Genomic DNA, 22,942 nt, shown 5'->3' on the forward strand with positions numbered 1-22,942 from the left:
CACCTCAAAACGAGCCGCTTCAAGAATGAGTCTCATCGCATTCTTGGCTTTTTCCCGCATTTCTTGTTCCATCATACATAAATTGCCATGGTCTTATAGAACAATTTTTCTATTGCGCTGTCTGAAGATTACTGTAATGAACCCCCCCTTGAAGTTCGTCAACAACAAGATCGAGGATTATGCCATGCAGGTTACCTTCGATCCGGGAGAGGGGGAGGGAACGATTGTCTATAACCTTTCCCTGATCAAAAACGAGGACCTGGAGTTTGCCATCTCCATCTTAAAGGACGCGTTCAGATGCGGGGTCAGCGTCAGCGGTCTGGTGAAGTTCTTTCCATCGGGGCACAGGATCGCCGATTATGTCGTGCCTGACGGATGCACGGCGATCGGCACCATGTGCAGCATTACGTTCGACGGGCTCCTGATCCGGCGGGGGATCCCTGTCAACCCTATAGGCGGCGGCGTAGTCGAGATCGAGAACCGGACACCAATCCGGTTCACGCACATTATCCTGTACGAGCATACTACGATCGATCCCCTGCAGGTACTCATCTCCCAGAAGACTACGTCCGTGACAAGCGTGATGCGGACAGGAAGCGGCAACCTCCTTGCCAATGTTCGGGAGTTCCACATGGAGGCCGAACCCCTAGTTGGTACGGTGCTAGACGAACTTGCGAGCAGCAGCTATTCCGGTATCCTCGAAGTGGGCATGCCCAATGTCCCACTGCTTGGCGTCCCGGTAGACCCGCAGTTCATTGCAATCGCCGCGATCGGCGGGACAAACCCCATGGCCGCGATCCGGGAGGGTGACCGCTGGGTGCAGACCCAGGCGATGAAAGGGCTTATGGACATCCGGGATATGGAAGAGATCCGGGATTATTAAGGTATAACAGAGAATAGTGGCGGTCTGATTGCTCTTTTTTGCCCACTTGATGATCAGGCCGTAATACCGCATAAAGAACCGGATTTCCTCATGTGTACCGGCAATGAGATTGACCAGTTTCTTGTGGATACTCCGCGTGTCCCAATATATGCCAGATGAGCCTTTACCAACGTCCTTGGCAGCGATCCGCTTATGGTGGAGAGCGTATCAGTGGCGTACTTCGAGTCATGTCTGATGTGGGTGAGGTGTCTTGTGATGCCTCCCGGGGTGGTGCAGCCTTGAACCGCTTAGGCACGGATTGTAGAGACCGTGACGGGATCCCTGACGGGAAGTTGGCCGGCTATGGGGTAAACCAATGCGCGCGGAATACCGGAGGATTTATGAATTTCCATTGCTGTGGCATTTTTTACCCTGAGCAGGGCACTGGAGTCAAACGCATCGGATTTTGGTAGTACAGAGAATTCAAGGGATTTCATGAGCCGGGTATGAGAATCATGTAGCGGTGGCATCTGAACATCCTTTATATCTGCAATATTAAATGTTGTTATACCAAGAGCACCATGTGATCTTCAATGAAATTTCTCAAAACAACAGTTATTTTCCTTTTCCTGATATCGGTGTGCGCCGTACCGGTCATGGGCGTCGACACCTTCTTGGGAGGGGCTCCCCATATATCGGCATCGATCTCGGGCACCAATGAATTCTCGCCCGGCCAAGCCGCGACCATCACGATCCTTGTGCTGAACAGCGGCGTGAATACCGATAAGTTCGTCATGACCGGGACCATTGATCGCCCCGACAACCCGACAACGGCCAGGATGGTGATGGTGGGGCTGTCCGCCCCCGGGGGCGTCCCGATAATCATCAAGTCCGACACCCAGAATATCGGTGATATTCCGAGCCAGGTACGGGTACCGGTAACGATTTCTGCCAAGATCACGCAGGATGCGACAGAGGGGGAATACCAGCTTCCGCTCTCGATCAGCTACACCTATCTGGCCTCATCAGACCAGCCGGCAGCCGATGTCCTCCAGTCGCAGTATCAGCAGGCGAACCTGACTATCCCCATTACGATAAAAATCAAGCCCCAGGTGACCATCAACGTGCTTAACTCCTCACCGGAGAACCTGAGCGTAGGAACAAGCGGGTACCTCGATCTCACCATCGTCAACAACGGGACCGATAACGGAACGGAGGCAACCGTTGCACTCCTGCGCAACGGTAACAGCCCGATCGTCCCGGTCGACAGCAGTGTCTACATCGGAGATTTTCCCTTAAATCAGCCGGTCACCTGCAGATACAGGATTGCGATCTCCAGTAATGCGGAGGCCCAGACATACCCGGTCGATGTGGCAGTTACGTACAAGAACAGCTACGGAGATATCGTGGCTTCGGCAAGCCAGACGGTCGGCGTCCCGGTCTTTGGTAAGGTTGTCTTCACCCTCGTGTCAGAACCTGCATCCGTGACTCCCGGGTCCGACAACACCATCACGGTCCGTTACCGGAACGATGGGGCCGTCACGGCCTACGACGCCCAGTCGCGGCTGTCGGCAGAAGACCCCTTCACGAGCTCCGATAACACTGCCTATCTCGGGGACATTAAACCCGGTGATACGGTTACGGCACAGTACCAGATCACGGCAGATTCCGGGGCAGCCCCCGGAAACTATTCCATCGATTCGGAAGTGCAATACCGCGATGTACTGGATAACATCCAGGTCTCCGATACGTTCAAGGTACCTGTCCTCGTTGTTGCGCCTCCTCCGGCAAGCGGGATCGTGTCGATGCTGCCGGCAATCATCGTCACCGTCCTGATTGTTGCGGGCGCCGGGTATTATTTACTTGTAATGAGAAAGAAGAAGTGATGCTTGGATGGGACGGGGAGCTTCCTCCCCCTGCTGTCAGGACAATGGAAGAGATGCGCCCTGTCCTTGCCGATCCTTCGTGTACGTGCGGTGATCCGCTCTATTTTATGTACCGGGACCTGGCAAAATCCGACGCGGACTGGCGCTGGCTCCATGCCCATCACCTGCGCTATGATCTCACCGTCATCCCGCCCAGGAGTCTCTGCGGGGAATGGGTTAAAACAAAAGGGCATTATCACCCGGTTAACAAAGCCGGTGTGGGGTATCCGGAAATTTACGAGGTGCTTGAAGGTGAGGCTCATTACCTCCTCCAGTCAAAAGACCTCACGGATGTAGTGATGATCCCGGCACAAACCGGGGACGTTGTCATCATCCCGCCGGGATACGGCCATATTTCCATCAACCCGTCGCCGGATAAAGTCCTTGCGATGGCCAACATCGTCTCGACCGCGTTCGAAAGCGAGTACGGCGAGTATGAGTCCCGCCATGGTGCCGCATACTTTGAGTTCAGCTCGGGGGAACTCCGGGAGAATCCCCGGTATCCCGCCTTGCCTCCGGTCCGGAAACTCCGGTCGAAATCCGGGTATGGGGATCACCGGATCAGCAAAGGTCCTCTCTACAACCTTATCGGAGACGCGGACGCGCTTGCCTTCCTGAACCACCCGGAAAAATACCTTGCAGTGTTTTCGGTCCTGCTAAAAGATTAGGACAAGATATTGGGGGCAGGCCCCCGCTTGTGCAGGCTTTTTCTTACCAGTGCGAGGACCTTCTCTTCCGTGGGGGTGTCTGTCTTCCACGCGTGCTCCTCGAGTGCCCTGAGCGAGGAATCGATCTCGGCATAGCTGAGGCCGATCTCTCCTTCGTCGCTCTGCCCTTCCCACAGCCCGGCTGAGGGGGCTTTTGTCATGATCTGTTCGGGAATGCCGAGCTCCCGGGCAATCAGGTAAACTTCTGTCTTGTACAGGTGAAGGATTGGCTGGAGGTCGGCAGCATTGTCACCGTACTTGGTGCAGTATCCGAGCATGTACTCGCTCCGGTTTGATGTACCACAGACGATCCGGTGATCCCGGTTTGCATGGTAATACAAGGTGGTCATCCGGATCCGGGCCATGAGGTTGCCGAGGAGGTACGGTGTCTCCACGAACTCCGGTATTGTCCTGAATCCGGCGAGCATAGGGTCAATGCTCACGACCCGGTGGGCCATCCCGAGTTTTTCGCTCAGGTCCGCTGCGTCCTTCAGGTCGACAGGATTGCTGACCAGGGATGGCAGGGAGAGGCCGAGCACCTTGTCGGGACCAACTGCCCGGCAGCAGAAAGCGGCTGCCACCGCCGAATCGATGCCTCCGCTCAGGCCGACCACTATACCCTTGCACCCCGTATTCCAGTAGGCGTACCGGATCATCTGTTCGACCCGGCCCATGCTGCACCCGAGATCCTCTGTCATGTTCTGTCCGGTTAAAGTAGACGGATGAACCTTTTTAATTGTTCGGTATTGCCTACCGCGATGACGGTATCATCTCTCTGGAGCACCTCTTCTGGCAACGGTGCTACGATAGTCCGGCTCACACTCTCGATCCCGATGATACGGATTCCCGATGCCTTCCGCATGAACCACCCGGCCGTCCTCGCGTTCTTTCTGGTCATCTGCTTCATGACCACGATATCACCGTTGGGCAGGTCGAGGAGGATGGTCACGGTGTCTGAAAGGATGATCCTCCCGATGATCTGGCCACCGATCATGGGCAGGAGGGCGACGTAATCCGCGCCAGCACGGTAGAGTTTGTCCACGGATGCCGGTTCATTCGCCCGGGCAAGGATACGGATGTTCGGGTTAATGTTTCTGGCCATCAGTGTGGTGAAGATGTTCACGTCATCGTCATTCAGGGCCACGATGCAGAACTGGGCGCTCTCGATCCGGCTGTCCTTGAGCACCTGCTCGTCCTCGGCATTTCCCACGACCTGGTCCTGCAGGTTGTAGGGCCCGGAATCGATCACCGTGGCGGCGGCGCCGGCGAGCAGGAGTTCCTGGTACGCTGCCTTGCCGACATCGCCATACCCTGCGATCACGGCCCGGGTATCTTTCAGGTCACCAGCACAAAACTCCGTTGTGATCGCCTGGACGATCGACTCTGCCCTTCCGAAGAGGAAGAGGGAGGTGGTATCGTCCACAATCACGTCCTCGCCAGGCTGGGCTACAAACGTTCCCTCTTTCCAGAGGAAGAGGACGATTATTCCGTATTTGTCGAAGAGCCGGAGTTCCCGCAGGTTCTTCCCTTGGGCGCTGCAGCCCGCAATGACTGGGATATTAATCAGGCGGATACCGTTATCCGGCGTATGATTGATGTTGATCGTTATCCGGTCAAGCCCCGGAATTTCCTGTACGGTATCTCCGGCCGGGTTGAGGACTGCGTGACGGGCGAGGATCCTTCCCGTGGAGTCCTTGGGCGAGAGCACATAATCGGCCCCGGCGTACCGCAGGTACCGATCAAAAGAGATTTTGTCGATGACTGATATGATTTTCCCCCTTGCTATTTTGCGTATGCCGAGGATGATATTGGCGGTCAGCCGCTCCTCCTTGCTGATGACGATGAACGCGGCTGAGGAGATATGCGCCGCCTGCCACGTGCCGGGATCGGTATACTCGCCCCAGATCACGTATGCCCTCCGCCGGTACCGTGTGGCGATCTCGAGTGCTGTTGCCTTGTCCTCTTCGACAATGACGATGTCGTGATCAACAATGGTCAGACTGTCAATGACGGACCGGGTGAGCTCGTCGTACCCGAATATCACCGTGTGACTGGAAAGGATGTGTTGGGTTGTTTTCGGTGGTGTGGGGGCGAGCAGTGTGGTGAGGAACGGGGCCAGTAGGAGCGGGACTACGATGAAGATCATGATGACCCCTGAGATCATGATCTGGATAGCAAGAAGTATCGTCAAATCGTTGACAAAGGGCGGGATATCAGTATAACCTACCGTAGTCATCGATTCCACTACGAATAACAGGGCATGAGACCAGGATATTGTATGATCCTCAAGAACGGGGTAGAATGCGTGGAAGATGTAGGTGTAGAGACCGATAAGCAGGGCAAATGCAAGGAAGTAGATCGAGATCTGGATCCCGGGCGAGTTGCGGATCGCCCGCCAGGTATGCCCCCGTTTTGGCGTCATGGTATTTCCCCCTCCATATACAGGCCGCAGCCAGCCAGCTGGTGACCAAGATTGGCAACCGCGTATTTTGTTGCCGGGTGTTGCGAGTTATACTCATCAAGGAGTGTTTTCACTTCGGCATGGAATCTCCCTTGGGAGTCTCCGGGCGGGGAACTATCGCTGCCCACACCCTGCAGCCGTGCGTAAAGCACGATCTCCTCTGCCGGTATCACGGAAAACGGGTAGATGCAGGGCACCTGCCCGCCCTTATCACGGCGTTGTTCTCCGTGATCCCGGGCCTCCGGGCCGGGCAATCCCCGGAGGATCTCACCGAGCACAGAGACTGCGATCTCGTCGAGGCTGATTGCCAGTGCAAAACGGGTGGCATCGATCCGTGCGACGGCCTCTTCAAACGTGGAATCATCGGGATCCGCCATCATTTCCCGGTTTCCGGGAATGGCGGTGATCCGGACATCCCGGCGCCTGCCTGCCAGTTCCTGCAGGAAAAAGAGGAGGGCACTGCTGGCCCGGTCGCCGCAGAGGGGAATGGCAATGTGATCGCCCGGGCACATCCACTGGTGCTTTCGGATCACACGTTTTGCCCGTGCTTCGAAATCGGCAATAAAATGATCCCGGCAGAGATTCCGCCCGGAATAGGGCTGGAATATGACCGGATCGCTCCTGCATCTGTTGCACTGCATCGCCTTATCAATGCTATTCTGGACAATGAAAGATGTTTAAGGTTGTGCTGGCGGGAGGGTTGTGTTGCATGGTACGGAAGATGCGATTTTATAGTCTGCCATATAACCACTCTAACGATTATGTCCGTCGCAGCGGAGCACATCCGCACCCTGAACAAGTACGAGAAGGAGATCCTGCTCGCCCTCGAACGCGGGATGAAGCGCTACGCTTGGGTCCCGCTCGAACAACTCATCACCGCGACCAAACTCTCGGAGTCTGAGGTCAATTACCGCTTGTCCCGGCTGATTGCCTGGGGCATGGTACGGTTCAACCCGGTCCCCTACGACGGTTATGCGCTGGTCTTCGGGGGATATGATACCCTCGCCCTTGCCACCCTCACCCACAAGGGAACGATTTCGGCACTGGGGACGATGATCGGGGAGGGGAAGGAATCGGTGGTGTACGAGGCACTGGGGCTTGGGCCGGTGGCGATCAAGTTCCACCGGGTAGGGGGGCGCTCCTTTGCCTCTGCCCGGGTGAACCGCGAGTACATGGATGACGGGCACTGCCCATGGCTCGTGGCCTCGCGACGGTCAGCAGAGCGGGAATATGCAGCACTCAAAACCCTGCACCCCAAAGTCAGCGTACCGTTGCCGATCGCCCAGAACCGGCACACCGTGGTCATGTCCCTGATCAACGGGGGAACGCTCAACCGTTACCGGTTTGAGTCCCCCGCAGATGTCCTTGAAGAGATCCTCACGAATGTCCGCAGCGCGTACCAGGCCGGGATCATCCATTCCGACCTCTCGGAGTACAACATCCTCGTCGAGGACGGTAAGTGCGTCCTCATTGACTGGCCCCAGTGGATTGAGACCACACACCCGAACGCTGCCACTATCCTTGACCGGGACATCGACAACGTTCTTGCCTTCTTCAGGAGGAAGTACCAGATGAATCCTGACCATGAGGAAGCGGTGCGATGCGTGACCGGCTGAAGGTATTCGGCATTGATATCATCAAAGGGTCTGTCCGGTCCCGATCCCGGCGGCCGATGTATGCCCTCGTCCGTATGGAGGGCTCACGGATCGAGAGCGAATCGGAAGTGTCCCTGTTCCGGCTCCTGCGCCTGCTGTCAGAGGAGCAGCCGGATATCCTTGCTGTCGACAGCCTCCAGGAGATCGCCGCCGACCAGCACGAGCTCTTCTTCTTTTTACAGTCCCTGCCCCCGCAGACCCGGCTCGTCCAGGTGACCGGCGGGGAACGCAAGGAAACACTCGGGAAAGTCGCAGCCCGGTTCAATATCAGCTTCAACCGGTTAGATCCCTTTTCAGAGGCAAGGACTTCGGCCCAGGTCGCAACGCTGGGTGCCGGCGCAGAGGTGATCGCGTTCGAGAACGAGAGCGTGGTCGTGGTCAGCCGTCACCGGTCGCCCGGGAAGGGTGGCTGGAGCCAGAACCGGTACGTGCGGAAGATGCACGGGGCAGTACAACTCAAAGGGCGGGAGATAGAGCAGGCGCTCGTGGCCGTCGGGCTCCGGTACGAGAAGAAGGAGACCCGGGCGTTCGGCGGGTGCAGCCGGGTCGCGTTCCGGGTCTTTGCCACCCGGGACCAGGTGCCGGTCTCAATGTATCGCGGGGCGGACGTACAGGTCCGGATCAGCGGCAAGTGGCTGGAGCGGATCCGGTTCCGCCCGCTCTCCGGGAAACCCCGGTACCTGATCGTGGGCATCGATCCCGGTACCACGACAGCTGTTGCCGCCCTCGATCTGGACGGCAACCTCCTGCACCTTGCCAGTTCCCGGCAGATGAACATGTCCGGGGTGATCGAATCGCTCTACAAGGTGGGCAAGCCCCTGATCATTGCCTCCGATGTTGAGGAGATGCCCTATACTGTAGAGAAAATACGGCGGGCCTTCTCGGCGATTGCCTATACCCCGAACCAGAATACGAGCGTGGAGACCAAGGTGGAGCTGGCAGCCCCCTTCACGTATGCAAACGATCATGAACGGGACGCCCTATCAGCCGCTCTCGATGCATACCGCCAGTACCGGCACAAGTTCCAGAACCTGCTGAAACGGATCCCGCCGGGTCATGATCTTGATGAGGTTCGAGCCCGGGTGATCCGTGGCCAGTCCCTCGATCAGGTGATTAGTGACATGCACGTGCCGGCACCTGTTCCGGTGACTCCGGCCCCTCCTGCGGCCGTGGATGGGAAACATGATGATAGGGTGCGGGTGCTGGACGGGATGGTGAAGCGCCTGCGCAGCTATATCGCCGAACTGCAGGAGGAGATCAAGGGAAAGGATTACGAGATTCACCGTCTCTCCGCCCGGTTGCGCAAGGCCAGGACCTCGCGTGATGCGGAACTGGCAAAGGATGCGGAAGTGGTAAAAAAGGATGCCGTGATCCAGAGCCTGAAAAAGCACCTCCACAAGGAAGAGCGACACAACCGGAACCTTGCCAAACGCCTTGCCAGGATCAAGAAATTTGCCGAGCTCTCGGTGGAGGGCGATGTTGTGCCGGTGAAGATGATGGAAACCCTGACACGGGAAGGAATCAGGAAGCTCGCTGAGGATGTAGGGATTGGCGAGGGGGATGTCATCTGGGTGAACCGGACTGACGGCTGGGGCAGGAGTGTGATCAGGGACCTTGCGGAGATCCGGGTCACCGCGGTGATCGTGGGAGCCGGTGTGCTGGCAGAGGGCGATCCCAACCTGTTGCCCTCGTTCCGGGAGGCGGGCCTCCCTCTTATCTCCGGCAAAGAGACCGGTGTGCAGATGCGGAACAGGCAGGGGCTCTGCGGGAAAGAGGCCCTCGATGCGGCCCTTGTCCGGTGGAATGACCAGCAGGTGAGGGCCGAGCGGGAGAAGAAGACCGAGATGATCGAGCACATCTTCAAGGAGTACAAGAGCGAACGCGGTAAGGAGGTGCGGAAAGGTGGATGATCGCGAGCTCCTGCAGGTCGTGATGGGAATTGTCGGTAAAGAGAACTGTGCAGACGACTGTGCGGTTTTTTCCTGCGGCGACCAGGTGATGGTCATAACGACTGACATGCTCCACCGGACCACGGACTTTGTCCCCGGGATGACCGACTGGCAGGCCGGATGGATGAGTGCTGCCGTCACGCTATCGGATATCGCGAGCATGGGGGCAGCCCCGAAATACCTGCTTATCGCCGTCGGGCTCGATGACTGGAAGAGCCTGGAAAGCGTGATGCGGGGTGCCCGGGACTGTTGCACGCAGTTCGGTGCCGCGATAATCGGCGGCGACATAGACCGGCATAATGAGCTGACCGTGGTCACTACGGGACTCGGCCTTGTGGATCAGGCACACCTTGTCCGGAGAACCGGTGCCCGGCCCGGGGATCTCGTCTGCATCACCGGGACTCCCGGGCAGGCGCAGGCTTGGCTCGACGGGTACCACCAGTTTGAGAAGGCCCTCTTCGAGCCGCAACCCCGCGTACGGGAAGGCCAGCTGCTCGGCAGAGCGGGAGTGAGTGCCATGATGGATGACAGCGACGGCATCGCTCTCTCGCTCTATGATCTGATGAGCGTGAACGGGTGCGGTTTTTCCCTTGAATCCCGGAAACTCCCGCTCCCGGCCGGGATCCCCCATGGACAAGCACGGGATCTTGCCCTGTACGGGGGAGGGGACTACGAATTGATCTATACTATCGATCCCGGGAAGTTCCCGGTCGAGGGTGTCCCGTCAAGGATTATCGGAACTGTAGTGCCAGAACCCGCGGTCACTGTAGATGGCAGCCCGCTTGCGAAGCGTGGGTACCAGCACCGTTGGGAATAACCACTCCTTCCAGCCCAACGCCGTGGCTTTGAAATACCATTGGAACGAGACATTGTACCAACTGGTACAAGGGCATCAGCGATGGAATCACTCGAGAGCAAACTGGAACGGCTGTCACCGGTACAGAGAAAGGAAGTGGAGGATTTTGTGGACTACCTCATCTTCCGGTCAGGAGAACCGCAGCCCGCCCCGCGGATGATCCCGCAGGCGCCCCCGATCTTGTCTCAGGCACCCCCTGCCCTGGAAACGTCCTCCCTGTCCTCTCAGCCTATGCTGGTCTCATCCCCGCTGCAGATGCAGGATCCACCACAGGTCACCTCGTCACTCCCGGCCCCGGCAGTTATGCAGGAATCCCGATCGACCGGCGATGACTGGATCGCCCGGGATTACATTGATTACGGGCAGTTCGAACAGGCCCCCTCACCCGCAACGGGAGCGGACAAAAAAGTGAAACAGAAGATCAGCCGGCGCGAGGAGCACGAGAAATCCCCCCATCTCCTCGACTGGATTGACTAGCTCCAGCACACTAATGCGGTTCTTTCAATGGTAAGTCCGGTATGGCAGCAGCATATCGAGAATGGTTTTTGTTGACCCTGAATAGAGGGTGATTACTATTTGAATCCGGTCGGTGCCACGTGTACCCTGCAGACTGACTTCCGACAACCGCTGGTTGAAATTGAGTTTATCCTCTGCGACTGTCCCGTCAGACCTCGTCAGGATCACCTGGTTGTCCTTCACGAGACCCATCCCCGGCCCTCCGTTGAACTGGACGGTTACCATGGCATTGCTGTCATCCTTTGTTGCATCGACGTAGAGTTCAGTATCCTTCGCCAGTGTCTGGGTAGGTTCTGTTGTGAGTACAACGGTATTCACTGCGGTATCCGAACTCCGGTAATCTACAGGAGCCGACAGGTTGGGACTGACCAGGCCGGACGTGTTCGGCCCCCCTCCAATATTAAAAATGCCCGGATGGATTCCCGCAAAAAGGAGAATAACCGCTGCGAGGACGATCACCGCAACGGCGAGTGCCTTTTTTTGGTGTACAGGAAATGCAGGAAATTGACCCGCTTGTTTCGTCGGGTGATCCGGTCCGGGATCGGTATGAACTGGTCCAGATCCTGGAGCCGGGGAAAGAGGGGCCGGGTCAGGGGAACCCGGTGCGGGAGATGTGGCGATCTGCGGACTCTCCGGGACAGGTTCCGTGCCCTTGCAGTCAGCTGGCTTCTGGTCAGGATTGATGAGGCATTCAACGGTTCCGACCAGACGATCGATGTGTTTCTCAAGCGGTGGGGACACCGCATCGAGCCAGTGGGGGACACTAATGAGGTACTCCATGGATTTTGAGGGAAGCACGTCCTCAATCCGGAACGGGATGATAATACGGCCCTTGTTCACCGCATTTGTCAGTTCTCTGGTGACATGGGGGGATTTGTTTGCTGAAGAGGAAAAGATGAGCACAACCACCTTTCCGTCTTCAATACCTTCGATGATCGCTTCGGGAAAATTTTTTCCGGGGGAGATATCACGGGGGGCAATCCAGCACCGGATATTCCGGGATTCCAGTTTTGCGCAGACCGCGTCAGCAATGGTTTTGTCCTGTTGCGCATAGCTGATAAAAACATCGTGATGGCCCGGTTTACTCCGAAACGCCTCATCAGACATGGATTGGTCAGGATCGCGAATTTCCTGCCCCCGCTATGGTTTTGTATTGTGGGTTGTGAGATTATTATTGTTACTCTTATCCAGACGGATAATTTTCAGGTATACCTTTGCAAGTATTGCCGGCAGAGCCCTCACGGCATTCTGGTCCTTCTGCCGTTGCATCTCCGAGAGTCGTTCCCAGGGGATTATGCAGCCGTGAATCTTCCGCAGGTCATCGCGATCCTTCCCGTAAACCCACCCTTTTTTCAACCGCTCCTCCACCCATCTCTCGTGTTCCTTTTCCGCAAGGAATTCAGTCTCCGCATCGATAAATACAAAGAGCGGCTCCCGACTGCTGACGGACAACCCGATCGTGCAACCGATCTTGTTGAGCATCTTCCAGATATCCCCTGCCTGCCGGAGATTTGAATCCTTCATCCGGTGGGGTAGTTCATCCCAGGAACACATTGAAGGGTTCGATTCCGGGGTTGCACCAGCCTTTTTTTGCTGTTCTCTGTATTCCTCGTGGATTGCCCGTGCCACCAGCTCGTGGGTTCCGGCTGCACCGATATCGTAATATTTTTTGATGATATTCCGGACTTTTTCCGAATCAATCCACCCCCGGTCGATACGGGTAATCAGGGCATCGATCTCCATCGCCCGGGCATGGATTTTTGCGCCTGTTGCCTTGTCTTCGAGCAGATCGCACAGGCCGATGATTGCGGTGAGCGGGTTACGCAGGTGGTCACCCAGGATGGCAAATTGTTCGATATTTTTCTCGATCTGTGTATAGGCGAACTTTTTTAATTGTTCCATCTCAATCGTGTCGGTGATATCCAGGCCGCATAAAAAAATACCGGAAATGTCCCTGCCTGCATCCCTGCGGGGGAGGGCCGTGAACCTGATCACTTTTCTCTCCCCGCTAATTCCCTGAACAGATCGAATAATGCCGGAACGGAGTTCACCGGATTCGATCACATCCCGAATGACTTCCATCATCTCGTTCGCATCTGCGGGAAATAGTATACGGATGTCCCAGGGAGTATCGCCGGGTTCCCGCGTACCCATGAATTCATTGAATGCACAGTTTGACCATTCAACGATCCCGTCAGGTCCCAGAATGAGCACCCATTCGGACACCCCCTCCAGAGTATCTGTGAGAGTTTCCGTTTTACCAGCAGAAACATCCATCCGGTCTCCTCTCGTACCTTCCTAGTGGATACTATCCGTCAGTTATTATCTAATAGTATCTGTTCCCTCCACGGTCCGGGGCTGTACCCCCCCACCGGTATGATCCCCGGTCACGGGAAGAACAAAAAACAGGAATATAGATGGACCCGGTGGGATTTGAACCCGTCCCAACGCGAGGGCTCCACCCTTCGAACCCGGTGAGACCTTACGGTCTTAGAGAAAGTGAATGAAAACGAGAATGGACTCGACGGGATTTGAACCCGTGGCCTTCACGTTGCAAACGTGACGATCTACCCCTGATCTACGAGCCCACAGTGCGTATGCTTGCGGCATACTATTTTTCAGCCGATTCCTTATAGTTGTTACTGATCGGCGGACCGATAGCGCATCTTGTCCCTCTGTAAACGCCATACTTGCGCATGAAGAGGGGGGAGTATAGAACCAGCGATCGGATCGGCCTGATCTAGCGTTACGGGATGGTTTTCTCTCATGATATACGCGAATAAACCGGTAAGAAAAGCGTATGGACCCGGCGGGATTTGAACCCGCGGCCTCTACGTTGCGAACGTAGCGATCTACCCCTGATCTACGAGCCCGCTGCTGGTGTGCTTATAGGTTTCGAGCCGCAGGAATATAGTTGTTGGTTTCCTTCGCGGGACAGGAATAAAAATGGGGATCAGAGTATGATCTCGATATCCAGTTTTTCCGCCAGTTCTTTGTACCGGTTCCGGATGGTGACCTCGGTTACACCCGCAACTTCCGCTACTTCGCGCTGGGTGCGCCGCTCCCCGCCGAGGATGGAGGAGATGTAGATCGCTGCTGCCGCGACACCGGTCGGTCCCCTGCCGCTTGTTAGCTCGCGTTCGCCGGCCTGCCGGAGGATCTCCACGGCCCGGCTCTGGACCTCACCCTTGAGGGTGAGGCCCGAGCAGAAGCGCGGTACATAGTCGATCGGGGATGTCGGGAGGAGCTTGAGTCCGAGTTCACGGGAGATGAACCGGTAGGTCCTGCCGATCTCCTTTCTGGAGACACGGGACACTTCCGCGATCTCATCGAGGGTACGTGGCACACTGCACTGCCGGCAGGCTGCGTAAAGGGCTGCTGCTGCTACGCCTTCGATGCTCCGCCCGCGGATCAGGTTCTTGTCGACTGCATCACGGTATACGACTGCGGCGGTCTCACGGACGTTCCGCGGCAGGCCCAGTGCGGAGGCCATCCGGTCCAGTTCGGAGAGTGCGAATGCAAGGTTCCGCTCAGTTGCGTTGCTGACACGGATCCGGCGCTGCCACTTGCGGAGACGGTAGAGCTGGGCCCGGTTCTTGGAGGAGATCGCCCTGCCGTACGAGTCCCGGTTGCGCCAGTCGATCATGGTGGAGAGACCCTTGTCGTGGATCGTGAAGGTCATCGGGGCGCCGACACGTGACCTCTTCATCCGCTGGTCGTGGTCAAACGCACGCCACTCAGGGCCGCGGTCGATGAAATCGTCATCGATCACAAGCCCGCAGCTCTGGCAGACCAGCTCAGCCCGCTCGTAGTCGTGGACAAGCTGGCGGCTGCCACACTCGGGGCAGACGGTTTCGGTATGGTTCTCCGCTTTCTTCTCCGTTTCCTTCTGTTTCGTGCGCGATTTGAGCGCTTCCCGCTCAGTCTGGAGGGTTTTTAGTTTTTCAATTTCCTGCATCCACAATCACCTGATGATTACTTGCTGTCTCTGATATTTTTGCATGGATCTGATGTATCCGCGGGGAGACCATTACTTTGTGAAGAGTTTTTCATTGGGCTGGACAGTGCATTTCCCCTTGCAGAGGACTGCTGCATAGGGGGCCTTGATGTTCCCGAAGAGATCGAGGATCTTGCCGACCGGTTGCATCTTCCTGTCGGTTACTTCACTGTAGAGTGGGGGGAGCTGGGCGGCGTCACACTGTATAATGAGCATCCGGTCGCCAATGGTGCTCATTGCCCGTCCAACAACTTTCACAACAACCTCATGGATACAACTGTGCTGAAATATTTCGGTAATCTATATATGTGCGACAGCACGGTATTTAAACATTGCGTGAAAGTATAAATAGAAATTTCAGAACTCGAAGAATTGGTCGATATTTAAAGATAGTGCCTGCCGGCACTCCGCTTCGCTCAATCCGGCTCCTCTCGCAACGACATTTTTCGCGCGCTTATCCAGAATGTCATTGGGTGAATGTGCATCTGAATCCACGACGAGCTGGCACCCGGTTTCCCGGGCGATCCACGCCACGTGACCATTCGTCCGGTTGTGCCCCCCGCGCGAGGTAAGCTCAAGTGCGATACCGTTCGATGCGGCAGCCTGCGCCTCCTCTTTTGTTATCATGCCCGGGTGGGCGAGCACATTAACATCCCGGCAGGTGCAGGCTGCAAGGTTAGTGCCGGGTGCCACCGGCTCAACTGGTGTCTCTCCATGGACCACCACGATATCGGCCCCCGTGGCTTTCGCTTTCCGTGCGAGTGCGGCGATCTGGACCGGTGGCACATGGGTGATCTCGACGCCGCAGAGCAACCGCACTCCGAACAGGCCCGCGGATTCCCGCACCAGAGCCAGGGTTTCAAGAACCGGCTCAGTGTTGGATATATCCACGTGATCGGTGATCGCAACAGTAGTGTACCCGGCGACAGCCATCCTCCGGATGAGTTCGATGGGGAGCATCTCGCCATCCGACAGGATCGTATGCGTGTGCAGATCGTACAGGCCGCTCATTTCCGCACTTCCAGCTTCTGGGCGACCTTTCGGATCAGCGCCTCCTTTTTATCGGTCCACTCCGCGATGACCCGGCCCTCATGCCGTGTCCAGTGCGACGAGTGGTGGTGCTCCTCGACCCGACAGGGTACGCCGGCTTTCCTGAGTGCCCGTTCAATATCCGTCACTACCGGTCCTTTGACGCCGAGACTGCGCGGGACCCGCCTGCCCTCAGCACGCGTATAATGGGCATTGAAATAACACGGATAGAGTATGCACTCGCCAGCTGCCATTGCCGGAATGTTTGTGGGTCAAGGTATAAACACTGTACGCTCCCACCTTCTATCATGCATCACATCGACGTCAGGCTGGAGAAGGATGTCTATGACGCCAACAACTCTCTCGCAGACCACAATGCAAAGCATCTCAAGGCCCATGGTGTCCGGGCGTTCGATCTGCTCGGTGCAATCGGATCGGGCAAGACCGCCCTGATCGAGCGGCTTGTACCGCTGCTTACGAAGAAAGGGCTCAAAACAGGTGCCATCGCCGGGGACGTGTACGGCGATGACGACTTCAAGCGGATTGTGGCCCTCGGCGTCCCGGCCTTCAATGCGAATACCGGCAAGGAATGCCATCTGGATGCACACCTGGTAGAGCACGCGATAGATCACCTCCCGCTTGATGCGATTGACATTCTCTTCATCGAGAACGTGGGCAACATGGTCTGCCCCACGGATTTCCGCCTCGGGGCGGAGAAGCGGATCGTTGTCGTGAGTTCAACAGAAGGAGATGACGTGGTGAACAAGCACCCGATGATGTTCCGCGATTGCACGATCGGTGTGATCAACAAGGTGGACCTTGCACCTCTGGTGGGTGCAAATCTGGACAGGATGGAATCGGATATCCGCCGCTACAACCCGGGTATGCCGGTCTTCAGGACCAACCTCAAGACCGGTGATGGTGTCGCAGCACTCCTTGACACCATCCTCGCATAATATGTCCTAACGGGACCCGGTTAGAGACGGTACTTTGAGGGAAACCAAAGAGGTACTATAAATAATTCTGAAAGGAATATATAGAGCACCATCTTCGGGCAGGATTCCCGGAGACCTATGAAGAGAGTGACACCATGCAGTGGCAGGGAGAATCAGTACGGAAGGTAACCGGTGGCAGGCGCCGCCCGGCACAGATGAAACGGAGAGCGGAGATCGGACTTGCACCGGCAGACACCCACATCGGTGAGGACCGGAGAAGGATTATTCGCACGTATGGCGGAAATGACAAGGTGCGTGCACTGCGTGCCGGCTTTGCCAACGTGACCAACGCCTCCAATGGCGAGACCAAGAAGGTCAAGATCGAGAAGGTCGAAGAGAACGGTGCAAACCCGAACTATGTCCGGCGGAACCTTCTCACCAAGGGCGCCATCATCAAGACCGAGATCGGCCGCGCCCGGATCATGAGCCGCCCCGGCCAGGACGGCATCATCAACGCATTGTTACTCGAATAAATCAATAGGGCAAAAGACCCCCGTTTTTTTATTCCGGCCAGGATCGTGCAGGTCTTTCCTGTGCGATACGTAAGCAATCTTTTTTCTTTTGGACTTTCAATCTTCTATCATGCGAAGGATCTATTATCGTTTCCCCCAGCGGGTGGATCTCTCGTTTGCGATGGGCATGCCGTTCAACGAGACCCTGAAATATATTGCGGGATTAAATAACGAGGAATCGACCAAAACCACCGGCAAGGAACTGGTCAAGGTCAAGACCAAGGTGGAGATTGCGGTTGACCGGGCGACCTTCGGCGAGATCACGCCCGATTTCCTGCGTCCCGGTGTCATCACAGAAGCCGTTGACCTGCGGGTGTCTGTACTTGCGCTCGCCCTGCGCGGCGGCGGGAAGGTCCCGATTGCCAATGATATTTTTTATCTCCGGCTGAGTGACCAGCAATCGCGGACTGATATTGACATTGCAAAAGAAGGCCGCGGGGAAGGACTGGATGCACTGGATATGAAAAATCTCCTCCTGGGTGCGCCGAAGTGACGATCCGGACAACGATCGCAGCACCCTTCAAGCATACCCGGAAGGCCGGCATGCGCAAGAATGAGCTCGTCTATTACTATGCCCTCGACCGCAAATGGATGAGCACCGAGCAGGCAAACCAGCTCCTGCGGCGGGCAGAGGAAGATGGCCTGATAAACCAGGAGAACGGCATCTTCACACCCCGGTTCGATCTCAGTGAAGTGACCCTCCCGATCGGATTCAAGCCTACGTCTGCGATCTTTGAGCGTAACGATCCCTCTCAGGAACTCATAGGCCGCATTGCAAAGACCCGGAATGTAGATGAGACCGAAGTGGCGGCTGAGATGAACCGGATCATAAAGGAAGGATTCGACGGGAATCTTCTCCCGCCTGCAGCGCTTGTCCTGCTGGCAAAAAAATACGGGGTCCCATGTGAGGATATCGTGGCGTCCCTGAGGCAGTCCCTGCGAAAAGGATAGGAATTTTCACGTTCCACCGCTTTTTTGCGGCAAAGGATGAGATCAATACACAAAGTATTTCGCCCAATTATTCATTACCTTTCAACAGATATTCTGGAGAACTGACATGAGAAACAGGAGAAGTGCTTCTTTGGACCAGCCGTGGCTTCCCATTGCTGCGGTTATCGGAGTTATTGCCGTTGTGGCTATCGCAGCGATATTCTTTTTGGGCGGCGGAGGATCCTCTTCACCGGCCTCATCACCCGGGGCGTCATCCCCGGGAACGAGCTCGGTCGCACCGCAGACAACACTGCTGAAAAATTCCGGTGTATCCTCCATCACGGTTATAGCGACAACGCCGGTATCCGTTCCGGCTACCGGAGCGTACGTGGAGGTAAATTATCTCGGTAGTTTCATCGGGAAATACGGAACGACCGGGAATATGATTGTTGCACAGGATTCCGGTGACAAGGTGTACCCTATCGAGACAAACGGGACGATATCAGCCCTCTTCCAGAAACAGGACCACTCCACCACACATGACCTGACCGTCCAGATCTGGAAGGATGGCAAGGCAGTCAAATTTGCGAGCAACAGCTCGGCATTCGGCATCGTGAATATCAATTATACGCCATAATTTTTTTTAATTTATCACTTTTTGCCGATAGTGCGGCGTAAAGGAAACGAAAAAAGGTATAGTTATTTCTTGCCGACCCGTGCCTTGGGTGCGGATTTCTCTGCCTTCTTCTCGTCTTCAATCTTGGGGAAGAGCTCGTCAAGCGGCTTTTCGCCATACGTGGTGACACGTGTATTGATCTGCACAAAATCCTGGGTGATCTCGCTTGACCGGATTGTCTTTCTCCGGCGCTCGCCGTCCATCGTCGGGTGGAACCCGATACCGCCTGCGAGCAGGAGTTTCTTGCGTCCTGCTCCCGGGAGGCCCTTCTTTGCAGTGATCCCGGTCCGGTCAGAAGCGCCGGTAATCAGGATCTTGTATCCCGCGAGCCCGAGGGAGCCTGCTTCAAGTTCATCACCGATACGTTTTCCAACGATCGCACCTGCTGCACCGCCACTGGCGTCGACATTATAGGCACGACCGGTCTTGGGGTCTGATACTACGATTTTAAACTCAACCATGATTGTCTCTCCGTATTGTTATCCAAGGAACGCGGCCTTATCCGATTCCTTTTCACTCTCCGGCTGCCGGCAGATCGCCTACACATGAGAAGTATCTATTTAATTATACTGGTACGCTATTAAATCCTCGCGTCCCCCATCAGGCAACGGTACGCGCCCGGTTATTTGCCCCAGAATGGTTCGCCCTTCCGCCGCATGGCGGTATATTCGCCGAGTACTTCCTGCGTTCCCGGGTTCAGGGTCTTGATCATCTCTTTCTCCAGCACCTTGACATGGCGCTCGGGAATATCTACGAACAGGTCGTCGCCAACGCTCACTTGTCTGCCGACAGTGGCACCTTCGATAGAGATCGCCACTTCAAGACCCGCATCCGCCTCGCGGATCGACTCCTGACGGAGCTGCATGGTCTTGAGGTGCCCGACCTTCTTGCCGTCCAGCTTGATCAGGTCTACACCACTGCGCAGTTTCCCGCCCAGCACGCGCACGCCCACGACTGCGGGATTGCTCTGGCGGAAGACGCAGTCCGGGAGGAGCCGGATCTTCGCCGGCATGACAACGTGCTCGAACCGTTGTTTTTCCTGAAGGCGTTTTTGCTCGTCCCGCCATTCAACGTACTGATCAATCAGCTGGTAGATCACCCGGCCGTCGAAGACCTTGACCTGCGTGTAGAGCGGGTTTTTGATCATCTCTGCCGCATCGGGAAGGATCGGGGTGTTGAACGAGAGCAGCACCCGCAACATCGGGTTCTTGATGGTCTCGGTCTCGATAAGATCGAGGCGGCTGACCGCCCCGACTTCTGCCCGCATGACGCCGATCTCCTTGCCCTCGAGCTCCTTGCAGAGCGCTTCGAGCGCCCCTATCGTGTCTGCCTTGATCACGATCCCCTCATCGGCCAGGTTCACATGGATCTCGGTCATCTCTTTCCTGATCCTTGCCTCGATCTCGTCGCGATTACCGCGGATCACGAAGAATGGCGATCCCGCGATCGCACCTTCGAGGTTCGGCGCCGTGACCTTGATCCCCGACGCTGCCACAACGGACTTCACCCGCTCGAACCGCTCCTCCACAAGGATCTCGTTCATGGGCCGGGGTTTTAAGAGGGATCTCACTTTTGTCACGACAACATCCCCCTGTGTTGCGACAGCGATCTCATCTCCGATTGACAGGGTTCCGTCATACAGGATCACATCGAGGGTTGTCCCGAGGCCCCTTTCTTCCTTGACCTCGAGCACCGTCCCGGCACCTGCCCCTTCGACAACGAGTTTCAGGGCGTCGCTCATGTACCGCTGCGCCAGCCCGATCATGACCATCAGCAGGTCGGATATGCCCTCCCCGGTATGGGCACTGACCGGGACGATGGCGAGGTTACGCTGGAAATCTGCTACCCTGTCGAACCGGTCTGCAGAGAATTCGAGCTCAGCCAGCTTGCCGACAATCTCGTAGGTTTTGTTCTCCACGAATCCCTGGACCCGTTCGTTTTGCTTGGCAAACGAGGAGAGGAACGATTCGTTCTCGTTTACCCGCCACCCGTGGATCCGGTCGATCTTGGTTGCGGCAATGACAAATGGGGTCCGGCAGTTCCGGAGGATCTGCAGAGCTTCGATGGTCTGGGGCTGGAACCCCTGGTTGATATCCACGACAAGGATCGCCATGTCCGCGAGTGCACCGCCGCGCGCCCGGAGCGTTGTGAAGGCGTGGTGCCCCGGTGTATCGATAAACAGGAGGCCGGGAATATTGATTGCGAGTTTCTCCATCGAGCCGCTCATGGCGCGGATCGCGTCGATGGGAACGATGGTGGCGCCAATATGCTGGGTGATCGCCCCCACCTCGGAACTCACGACCGACGATCCCCTGATACGGTCAAGGAGCGATGTCTTACCATGATCCACGTGCCCCATGACGCAGACAATGGGCGTCCTGATCTTCGGGTTCTCCGCCATACTACTTCCTCGTTATCGCTGACACTCCGGTCCCGGGTAAAAATCCCGCTCCTGCTGTAATGCCGGCACACGGGCCACGCGTTTTTCAGGAGAGAGGGACCAGAGCAACCTGATATGTAATGGACGCATGAGCCTATTAATAGTCGCATCCCTGCTGTCACGGTACCCGGGACAGCGCCGGTTCCGGGCTCCGGTTCAAGGCAAAACACGGATAGATTAATCAGAGAATGATGCAAATGTAAAAGGGACATCTGCCAGGGTAGGGTAGTTGGTTATCCTAGAGGACTGTGGATCCTCCGACCCGGGTTCGAATCTCGGCCCTGGCCTAATTGCCGTTGATTGCAGTCTAATTCTCTTTTTGGGCCCAATTTGCTTGTATTTTCCGAATGTTCTTTTGCGTTAAAAAAGATGATTTTGATCTCCTTGTAGCCTCAAAACAGGGATTTTTCATGTGCTGTATCATCCAACCTCAAATCCACACCGACAACCCCATGGTAAACACCCACAGAAACGCATCGTGAGGCTCGCTGTTGATGATGTTTTGACATACTCCTTTGCTATATTTCCCCACTTGGCAGACTTGAATAGATCGACTATCATCCCCTCGCGGACGGTCCTAAAATTGAGAAGATGGATGAAATGGAAATACTTATCGGGTCGGAATATAACCGGAGAAATATGCGAAAAATCGCGGTTATCTCTCTCGTTCTCATTTGTATCGCAATTATTCTTATGGCTGGGTGCACGGATTCATCATCGAGACCACCACACTAGTACCACTATAAGGAGAATGTATGAAGTGTCGATTTGTTATCGTTAGTTTCCTGATACTGCTCGTGTGCAGCGCCTGTGCGAATGCTGCATCCTCCGCGAGTGCTGCCTCCTCTGCGAGTACTGCGCCTTCAGTAAATACTGCTCCGGCAGCAAACGTCCAGAATACCGCAGCGCTTGTGTATGTATCCGGATATGATCTCACACCCGCGGTTTTTTATCCCGGTGAGACCGGAACGGTCACAGTTCACGTTACCAATGCAGGCAATACTTCCGTGGCATTATCCCAGTCGGATTTCATCGATCCCGGTATCAACATTGTCAATCAGGGTTCGTTCACGACCGCTACAACTGTCGGGCCGGGAGCCACCGTGGATTATAATTTCATCATAACTTTCGGTAATGTTCCTGATGGGACATATTTCCCGCTCTTCACCGTTTCAACAAATGCCCATGGCGGCAATGCAGTCCATTCCCAGATCCCAGTAAAGGTGGATTCGGCAGATGTGAGATCCAGTATCTCATTAAAACCCGAGTCATTCTCCATTAACCAGATGGATAAGGTGAATGTGAGTATCATCAACCCGCGGCTCGGAGACATATCGGATGTCCTGATCGTTGCATCCGGCAATGGCAATGATATATCGCCATCAGAGAGTTTCGTGGGATCCATCACTGCCGGTAATTCTGTTGAAGTTCC

General features: G+C 56.0%; 24 protein-coding genes and 3 tRNA genes. 14 read left to right on the top strand and 13 right to left on the bottom strand.

Features of this window, described 5'->3' with window-relative positions; all coding sequences use genetic code 11:
- Positions 1–136: 136 nt before the first annotated feature.
- From ABSE13_RS11690 to ABSE13_RS11700, 3 genes are all read left to right on the top strand, one after another.
- Positions 137–883: a DUF128 domain-containing protein gene (locus ABSE13_RS11690; RefSeq protein ID WP_424028695.1), complete on the top strand. Its 747-nt coding sequence runs from the start codon at positions 137–139 to the stop codon at positions 881–883.
- 572 nt (positions 884–1,455) lie between these two features.
- Positions 1,456–2,748 carry a COG1361 S-layer family protein gene (locus ABSE13_RS11695; RefSeq protein ID WP_424028696.1) on the top strand — a complete coding sequence of 431 codons (1,293 nt, stop codon included), beginning with the start codon at positions 1,456–1,458 and terminating at the stop codon, positions 2,746–2,748.
- Positions 2,748–3,455 carry a glucose-6-phosphate isomerase family protein gene (locus ABSE13_RS11700; protein ID WP_424028697.1) on the top strand — a complete coding sequence of 236 codons (708 nt, stop codon included), beginning with the start codon at positions 2,748–2,750 and terminating at the stop codon, positions 3,453–3,455. The genes ABSE13_RS11695 and ABSE13_RS11700 overlap by 1 nt, the downstream gene beginning before the upstream one ends.
- Here ABSE13_RS11700 and ABSE13_RS11705 read toward each other — a convergent pair.
- From ABSE13_RS11705 to ABSE13_RS11715, 3 genes are read right to left on the bottom strand one after another with little or no spacing between them, the layout of a single operon-like run.
- Entirely contained in the window at positions 3,452–4,192 is a 741-nt protein-coding gene (locus ABSE13_RS11705; protein WP_424028698.1) for an NAD+ synthase, read from the bottom strand. The two genes, ABSE13_RS11700 and ABSE13_RS11705, sit on opposite strands and share 4 nt — an antisense overlap.
- An 11-nt stretch (positions 4,193–4,203) precedes the next feature.
- A complete protein-coding gene (locus ABSE13_RS11710) occupies positions 4,204–5,916 on the bottom strand; it encodes a potassium channel family protein (RefSeq protein ID WP_424028699.1) in 1,713 nt (570 codons plus the stop codon).
- Positions 5,913–6,596, bottom strand: a complete 684-nt coding sequence (locus ABSE13_RS11715) for an adenine nucleotide alpha hydrolase family protein (protein WP_424028700.1) — start codon at positions 6,594–6,596, stop codon at positions 5,913–5,915. Before ABSE13_RS11715 ends, ABSE13_RS11710 begins: the two co-directional genes overlap by 4 nt.
- 120 nt (positions 6,597–6,716) lie before the next feature.
- Between ABSE13_RS11715 and ABSE13_RS11720 the strand changes: the two genes are divergently transcribed.
- The 4 genes from ABSE13_RS11720 (at position 6,717) to ABSE13_RS11735 (ending at position 10,892) form a co-directional block, all read left to right on the top strand.
- Positions 6,717–7,571 carry an RIO1 family regulatory kinase/ATPase domain-containing protein gene (locus ABSE13_RS11720; RefSeq protein ID WP_424028701.1) on the top strand — a complete coding sequence of 285 codons (855 nt, stop codon included), beginning with the start codon at positions 6,717–6,719 and terminating at the stop codon, positions 7,569–7,571.
- Positions 7,556–9,520: a DUF460 domain-containing protein gene (locus tag ABSE13_RS11725; protein WP_424028702.1), complete on the top strand. Its 1,965-nt coding sequence runs from the start codon at positions 7,556–7,558 to the stop codon at positions 9,518–9,520. Before ABSE13_RS11720 ends, ABSE13_RS11725 begins: the two co-directional genes overlap by 16 nt.
- Positions 9,513–10,376, top strand: a complete 864-nt coding sequence (gene thiL / locus ABSE13_RS11730; protein ID WP_424028703.1) for a thiamine-phosphate kinase — start codon at positions 9,513–9,515, stop codon at positions 10,374–10,376. Before ABSE13_RS11725 ends, thiL begins: the two co-directional genes overlap by 8 nt.
- 81 nt (positions 10,377–10,457) lie before the next feature.
- A complete protein-coding gene (locus ABSE13_RS11735; RefSeq protein WP_424028704.1) occupies positions 10,458–10,892 on the top strand; it encodes a hypothetical protein in 435 nt (144 codons plus the stop codon).
- Between the two features lie 24 nt (positions 10,893–10,916).
- On the opposite strand, the gene ABSE13_RS11740 is transcribed toward ABSE13_RS11735, so the two are convergent.
- The 8 genes from ABSE13_RS11740 to ABSE13_RS11775 form a co-directional block, all read right to left on the bottom strand.
- Positions 10,917–12,038, bottom strand: a complete 1,122-nt coding sequence (locus tag ABSE13_RS11740; protein ID WP_424028705.1) for a toll/interleukin-1 receptor domain-containing protein — start codon at positions 12,036–12,038, stop codon at positions 10,917–10,919.
- 33 nt (positions 12,039–12,071) lie between these two features.
- Entirely contained in the window at positions 12,072–13,208 is a 1,137-nt protein-coding gene (locus ABSE13_RS11745) for a RyR domain-containing protein (protein ID WP_424028706.1), read from the bottom strand.
- 239 nt (positions 13,209–13,447) lie between these two features.
- Positions 13,448–13,519, bottom strand: a tRNA-Ala gene (locus tag ABSE13_RS11750).
- Between the two features lie 213 nt (positions 13,520–13,732).
- Positions 13,733–13,804, bottom strand: a tRNA-Ala gene (locus tag ABSE13_RS11755).
- An 80-nt stretch (positions 13,805–13,884) separates the two neighbouring features.
- Positions 13,885–14,889: a transcription initiation factor IIB gene (locus tag ABSE13_RS11760; protein WP_424028707.1), complete on the bottom strand. Its 1,005-nt coding sequence runs from the start codon at positions 14,887–14,889 to the stop codon at positions 13,885–13,887.
- A gap of 72 nt (positions 14,890–14,961) precedes the next feature.
- Positions 14,962–15,186: an H/ACA ribonucleoprotein complex subunit GAR1 gene (locus tag ABSE13_RS11765; protein ID WP_424028708.1), complete on the bottom strand. Its 225-nt coding sequence runs from the start codon at positions 15,184–15,186 to the stop codon at positions 14,962–14,964.
- A 99-nt stretch (positions 15,187–15,285) separates the two neighbouring features.
- Complete coding sequence (locus ABSE13_RS11770; RefSeq protein WP_424028709.1) at positions 15,286–15,939, bottom strand: histidinol phosphate phosphatase domain-containing protein; 654 nt, start codon at positions 15,937–15,939, stop codon at positions 15,286–15,288.
- On the bottom strand, positions 15,936–16,211 hold the full coding sequence (locus tag ABSE13_RS11775; protein WP_424028710.1) for a signal recognition particle subunit SRP19/SEC65 family protein: 276 nt from the start codon (positions 16,209–16,211) through the stop codon (positions 15,936–15,938). The genes ABSE13_RS11770 and ABSE13_RS11775 overlap by 4 nt, the downstream gene beginning before the upstream one ends.
- A gap of 54 nt (positions 16,212–16,265) precedes the next feature.
- On the opposite strand from ABSE13_RS11775, the gene hypB reads away from it, so the two are divergent.
- From hypB to ABSE13_RS11800, 5 genes are all read left to right on the top strand, one after another.
- Positions 16,266–16,913: a hydrogenase nickel incorporation protein HypB gene (gene hypB, locus ABSE13_RS11780; RefSeq protein ID WP_424028711.1), complete on the top strand. Its 648-nt coding sequence runs from the start codon at positions 16,266–16,268 to the stop codon at positions 16,911–16,913.
- A 134-nt stretch (positions 16,914–17,047) separates the two neighbouring features.
- A complete protein-coding gene (locus ABSE13_RS11785) occupies positions 17,048–17,425 on the top strand; it encodes a 30S ribosomal protein S8e (protein WP_424028712.1) in 378 nt (125 codons plus the stop codon).
- A 109-nt stretch (positions 17,426–17,534) separates the two neighbouring features.
- Positions 17,535–17,957: a hypothetical protein gene (locus ABSE13_RS11790; RefSeq protein ID WP_424028713.1), complete on the top strand. Its 423-nt coding sequence runs from the start codon at positions 17,535–17,537 to the stop codon at positions 17,955–17,957.
- Positions 17,954–18,415, top strand: a complete 462-nt coding sequence (locus ABSE13_RS11795) for a DUF2240 family protein (protein ID WP_424028714.1) — start codon at positions 17,954–17,956, stop codon at positions 18,413–18,415. Before ABSE13_RS11790 ends, ABSE13_RS11795 begins: the two co-directional genes overlap by 4 nt.
- A 106-nt stretch (positions 18,416–18,521) precedes the next feature.
- Complete coding sequence (locus tag ABSE13_RS11800) at positions 18,522–19,031, top strand: hypothetical protein (protein WP_424028715.1); 510 nt, start codon at positions 18,522–18,524, stop codon at positions 19,029–19,031.
- A gap of 62 nt (positions 19,032–19,093) precedes the next feature.
- On the opposite strand, the gene ABSE13_RS11805 is transcribed toward ABSE13_RS11800, so the two are convergent.
- Together ABSE13_RS11805 and infB are read right to left on the bottom strand one after the other, a co-directional pair.
- Positions 19,094–19,531, bottom strand: a complete 438-nt coding sequence (locus ABSE13_RS11805; RefSeq protein WP_424028716.1) for a 30S ribosomal protein S6e — start codon at positions 19,529–19,531, stop codon at positions 19,094–19,096.
- Positions 19,532–19,692: 161 nt separating this feature from the next.
- On the bottom strand, positions 19,693–21,471 hold the full coding sequence (infB, locus tag ABSE13_RS11810; RefSeq protein ID WP_424028717.1) for a translation initiation factor IF-2: 1,779 nt from the start codon (positions 21,469–21,471) through the stop codon (positions 19,693–19,695).
- Between the two features lie 253 nt (positions 21,472–21,724).
- Here infB and ABSE13_RS11815 point away from each other — a divergent pair.
- Positions 21,725–21,797, top strand: a tRNA-His gene (locus tag ABSE13_RS11815).
- Between the two features lie 468 nt (positions 21,798–22,265).
- The coding region (locus ABSE13_RS11820; protein ID WP_424028718.1) for a COG1361 family protein at positions 22,266–22,942 on the top strand (677 nt) is incomplete at its 3' end.

The organism is Methanoregula sp., assembly GCF_049518935.1.
Classification (GTDB): domain Archaea; phylum Halobacteriota; class Methanomicrobia; order Methanomicrobiales; family Methanospirillaceae; genus Methanoregula.

Coding starts and splice junctions, on each gene's coding strand:
- ABSE13_RS11690 (WP_424028695.1), top strand. CDS start 137: ATGAACCCCCCCTTGAAGTTCGTCAACAACAAGATCGAGGATTATGCC.
- ABSE13_RS11695 (WP_424028696.1), top strand. CDS start 1,456: ATGAAATTTCTCAAAACAACAGTTATTTTCCTTTTCCTGATATCGGTG.
- ABSE13_RS11700 (WP_424028697.1), top strand. CDS start 2,748: ATGCTTGGATGGGACGGGGAGCTTCCTCCCCCTGCTGTCAGGACAATG.
- ABSE13_RS11705 (WP_424028698.1), bottom strand. CDS start 4,192: ATGACAGAGGATCTCGGGTGCAGCATGGGCCGGGTCGAACAGATGATC.
- ABSE13_RS11710 (WP_424028699.1), bottom strand. CDS start 5,916: ATGACGCCAAAACGGGGGCATACCTGGCGGGCGATCCGCAACTCGCCC.
- ABSE13_RS11715 (WP_424028700.1), bottom strand. CDS start 6,596: ATGCAGTGCAACAGATGCAGGAGCGATCCGGTCATATTCCAGCCCTAT.
- ABSE13_RS11720 (WP_424028701.1), top strand. CDS start 6,717: ATGTCCGTCGCAGCGGAGCACATCCGCACCCTGAACAAGTACGAGAAG.
- ABSE13_RS11725 (WP_424028702.1), top strand. CDS start 7,556: ATGCGTGACCGGCTGAAGGTATTCGGCATTGATATCATCAAAGGGTCT.
- ABSE13_RS11735 (WP_424028704.1), top strand. CDS start 10,458: ATGGAATCACTCGAGAGCAAACTGGAACGGCTGTCACCGGTACAGAGA.
- ABSE13_RS11740 (WP_424028705.1), bottom strand. CDS start 12,038: ATGTCTGATGAGGCGTTTCGGAGTAAACCGGGCCATCACGATGTTTTT.
- ABSE13_RS11745 (WP_424028706.1), bottom strand. CDS start 13,208: ATGGATGTTTCTGCTGGTAAAACGGAAACTCTCACAGATACTCTGGAG.
- ABSE13_RS11760 (WP_424028707.1), bottom strand. CDS start 14,889: ATGCAGGAAATTGAAAAACTAAAAACCCTCCAGACTGAGCGGGAAGCG.
- ABSE13_RS11770 (WP_424028709.1), bottom strand. CDS start 15,939: ATGAGCGGCCTGTACGATCTGCACACGCATACGATCCTGTCGGATGGC.
- ABSE13_RS11775 (WP_424028710.1), bottom strand. CDS start 16,211: ATGGCAGCTGGCGAGTGCATACTCTATCCGTGTTATTTCAATGCCCAT.
- hypB (WP_424028711.1), top strand. CDS start 16,266: ATGCATCACATCGACGTCAGGCTGGAGAAGGATGTCTATGACGCCAAC.
- ABSE13_RS11785 (WP_424028712.1), top strand. CDS start 17,048: ATGCAGTGGCAGGGAGAATCAGTACGGAAGGTAACCGGTGGCAGGCGC.
- ABSE13_RS11790 (WP_424028713.1), top strand. CDS start 17,535: ATGCGAAGGATCTATTATCGTTTCCCCCAGCGGGTGGATCTCTCGTTT.
- ABSE13_RS11800 (WP_424028715.1), top strand. CDS start 18,522: ATGAGAAACAGGAGAAGTGCTTCTTTGGACCAGCCGTGGCTTCCCATT.
- ABSE13_RS11805 (WP_424028716.1), bottom strand. CDS start 19,531: ATGGTTGAGTTTAAAATCGTAGTATCAGACCCCAAGACCGGTCGTGCC.
- infB (WP_424028717.1), bottom strand. CDS start 21,471: ATGGCGGAGAACCCGAAGATCAGGACGCCCATTGTCTGCGTCATGGGG.